Here is a 1,759-nt window from a genome sequence, read left to right as displayed (position 1 = left end):
GGCGGGTTGCGTCCGGCCGCGCAGGCCGGCGGCGCCGCGCCGCGCTGCATCGCCAATCAAGCAGTCGATGACGGAACCAGCTTGCCCCGGCAGGGCCAGAACCTGCAGCACGCGCGCCATCCTGCCCGGGCGGGTGTGATAGAGGAAGGCGCCGACCAGCGCCCCGCTGGGGGAGGAGACGGACGCGAACACAGCCTCGCCATAGTCCGGCTTCTGGGAAGCCTCCGCGAGGATATGCGCAAGCTGCTCCGCGCTCCAGTCGGGTCGGAGCGGGAACTGGCGCATCAACGGGTCCAAAAGAGCCGCAAAACCGGCATGATCGATTTCGGCAACCTTGAGGCCGCCCTTGCAATTCCAGAGTTCCGGGACCCCGGACCAGCGCATCTCGTTCTCCTGCATCCGTCCGCGAAGATAGCGATCGAGTCCGCGCGCGAGCGGGTCAAGCAAGCGCACGGCGCCGGCTCGCCGCGAGGCTAGATCGAGCAGGAAGGCCGAAGGCCGGATTACCCGGATCCAGTCCAGGCTGTATTGCGGCAGGGCGACCCCGCGCAGTTTCGTCCACATTTGCGTCGAGAGGGCATTTGCGGTTTCGCTGAAGGAGATGTCCTGCGGCCCGGCCAGGAATGTCCTGAGCAGCCTTGCGCCGGCCATCGGGTCGTTCGCCCGCGTTTCGACCATGAGCGAACCACAGATGGCGGCGCGCAGCTTGCGCTGGCCATGCCTCATCGGCAGTACATTCACGCCGACAAAGCCTGAAATGTCGCCTTCGCTCGCAATATGGACGAGAGACGCGATCTCCGGATCGCAGACCGGGCCTTCAAGATAGTGCCAGCGCAGATAAGTCTCAAGCGCCGGAGGCGGCGGCTTTCCACCGTCCCGGAAGGTTCTTTGAAAGAGCCCGACGACGGCCGGAATATCCGCAGCCTGCAGGGGACGAATCTGGCTCATGCCAAATTTGCGGAGGATGAGACCGCGGGCGCACCGTTCTCCAGCTTGCGGAGGAGTGCGACACGCGGCATTCCGACCTCGTCCTTGGCGAATGTCACGGGTTCATAGGCCTTGGCTCTGGCTATCAGGGCAGCCACCTGGCGGTCCTGCCCCTGCCCGAACTCGAACAGCAGCCAGCCACCAGGCTTGAGGAAATCGATTGCGTCCCGGATCAGCCGCTGGTGGATCGAGATGCCGTAAGGCCCCCCGTCGAAGGCCTCGCGCGGCTCGCCCTCAAGCAGATGCGCGCTCTCGCCTTCGAGGCGCGCGGTCGAGATATAGGGCGGATTGCAGACAATCATGTCCGCCGCGCCGATAAGCCCATCGCCCTCCAGCGCACCGAACAGATCCCCTTTCCGGATGGTGACCCGGTCCTGAAGGGCCAAGCGTTCGGCATTGCTACGGGCGAGCGCGACCGTGCTGTCAGTCACGTCCACCCCCCAGACGCAGGCCGACGGAACTTCCGCCGCAATCGCCAGAGCAAGGTTGCCGGAGCCGCAGCACATGTCGATCACCATCGGGCCGGGCGCGCGATCGCGAAGAATCGCGAGCGCGCTCTGTCCGAGCAACTCTGTTTCCTGACGCGGCACGAGAACGCCCGGAGCCAGTTCGAGCATCACGCTCATGAAACGATGCAGGCGGGGCGTAGAACGACCGGCTAGGGCTGCTGCTCTGTGCGGCACGGCGGTTCCTTACGTCATCCGACGGTATTGCATACACAATGACCTATCGCGCTCCGGTAAACGGCTGCTAAAGATATCCGCCGATACTT

General features: G+C 64.8%; 2 protein-coding genes. Both read right to left on the bottom strand.

The features are described from left to right. Positions 1-948, bottom strand: a 948-nt coding sequence (locus EN750_RS32765) for a hypothetical protein (protein WP_127399152.1), incomplete at its 3' end; no start/stop codon positions are given. Continuing rightward, positions 945-1,613: a HemK/PrmC family methyltransferase gene (locus EN750_RS32760; RefSeq protein WP_245482880.1), complete on the bottom strand. Its 669-nt coding sequence runs from the start codon at positions 1,611-1,613 to the stop codon at positions 945-947. The genes EN750_RS32760 and EN750_RS32765, both read right to left, overlap by 4 nt. Positions 1,614-1,759 lie beyond the last annotated feature (146 nt).

The organism is Mesorhizobium sp. M7A.F.Ca.ET.027.03.2.1 (assembly GCF_003999175.1).
Taxonomy (GTDB): Bacteria; Pseudomonadota; Alphaproteobacteria; order Rhizobiales; family Rhizobiaceae; genus Mesorhizobium.
The sequence above is the reverse complement of the archived record's forward strand: the minus strand, read 5'-3'. Positions and strand labels throughout refer to the sequence as shown.

Excerpts from the sequence above, each read along its gene's own strand:
- EN750_RS32760 (WP_245482880.1), bottom strand. The coding sequence starts at position 1,613 with ATGAGCGTGATGCTCGAACTGGCTCCGGGCGTTCTCGTGCCGCGTCAG.